This window comes from Ramlibacter sp. (genome assembly GCF_035554825.1).
Taxonomy (GTDB): Bacteria; Pseudomonadota; Gammaproteobacteria; order Burkholderiales; family Burkholderiaceae_C; genus Ramlibacter.
The window spans coordinates 1-1,527 of sequence record NZ_DATMHS010000161.1 but is presented as its reverse complement, the minus strand read 5'-3'; the positions used below and the strand labels follow the sequence as shown (position 1 = coordinate 1,527).

1 protein-coding gene is annotated in these 1,527 nt (G+C 69.8%); it reads left to right on the top strand.

Going from position 1 to position 1,527, the window contains the following annotated elements; genetic code table 11:
- Window positions 1-1,527: DUF1631 family protein (locus tag VNT59_RS19925; protein ID WP_325501374.1), on the top strand; the 1,527-nt coding region annotated here is incomplete at both ends.

Here is a 1,527-nt window from a genome sequence, read left to right as displayed (position 1 = left end):
GCAGCAGCAGGGTTCGCTGGCGGCGATCCAGCAGCTGTCGGCGAATTCGAAGGCGGTCGCCGAAACCTGGCGCAGCGAGCTCACCCGCATCGTCTACGAAGGCGGCGGCAAGGAGCAGGTGCACACCGAGGCCCTGCGGTTCGAGGACCTGCGGCTGTTCGAGCAGTCCGAGATCGACCAGAGCATCGAAGTGGCGCGGGCCCACCAGGAGGTCTCGCACGCCGTGGACGACGTGCTGCCGGCGCTGGACGCGCTGATCAGCACGCTGCTGGGCTGGCGCACGATCCAGCCGGGGCTCAATCCGCTGCGACCGGACGCGTTCGTGCGCGCGCTGCAGGCCTGCCTGGCACTGCACGTGCCGGAGGCGCCGGTGCGCGAGGCGCTGATCGCGCCGGCCGCCGGCCTGCTCGGCGCCAATCTCAACAAGTTGTATCGCGAGCTGTCCGACTGGCTGCGCTCGTGCGGGGTCGAGGCCGCCGTGCCGCTCGGCGGCAAGCTGCTGACCGGCACCGGGGCCCACGGCAAGCCGGTGGCCGACTCGGTGGCCAAGACGCTGTTGACGCTGGACCGGCTGCGCAAGCTGCTGGCAGGCGACTTCGACGCCCAGCAGCCGCGCCAGGATTTCCTCTACACCGTGCCGGCCTCGATGGCCATGCTGCAGGAGATGAAGGGCGTCGACGCATTGGTGCACAAGCTCGAGCAGCGGCCCAAGGCAGCCGCCGCCGAGCCGGTGGAGCAGGACATGCTGGCCGCGCCGGCCGCCACCCCCGAGCCGCCGCGGATCGGCCTGCAGCTGGGCGAAGAAGTCGTGCGGCTGATGTTCGAGAACCTGGAGCGCGACAAGCGCCTGTTGCCCGAATTCAAGCGGCACCTGAGGGCGATGGAGCCGGGCGTGCTCAAGCTGGCCAAGCAGGACTCGCGGTTCTTCAGCGACCGCACCCATCCGGCCCGCCAGTTCCTGGACAAGATCACCCAGCGCAGCCTGGCCTTCGCCCAGGAAAACGACCCCGGCTGGCGGCGCTTCGTGCTCACCGTGGAGGATGCCGTGCGCTGGCTCGGCAGCAAGGTGGTCGACGCCGCCGTCTTCGAGGAACTGATGGCGCGGCTGCAGGACCAATGGGTCGACCACGACGAGGTGGTGCGGCACCGCCGCGAGGAAGCGGCGCGCGCGCTGCTGCATGCGGAGCAGCGCAACCTGCTGGCGCAGAAGCTGGCGCTGGAGTTCCTGCAGTCGGCCGAGGGGCTGGGCGTGGCCGATTTCGTGCTCGACTTCCTCAAGAGCTCCTGGAGCCAGGTCGTGGCCGAGGCGCAGCTCAGTTGCGCCGACGGCTCCGACGATCCGTACGGCTATCGCGCGCTGGTCGACGACCTGATCTGGAGCGTGCAGAAGAGCACGGCCCACCGCGGCCGCGCCAAGCGGCTGGTGCAGATGATCCCGGGGCTGCTGGCCAAGCTGCGCGAGGGCCTGGATCGCATCGAGTACCCGCCCGAGCTCACCGCCCGCTTCTTCAACAACCTGATCACGAT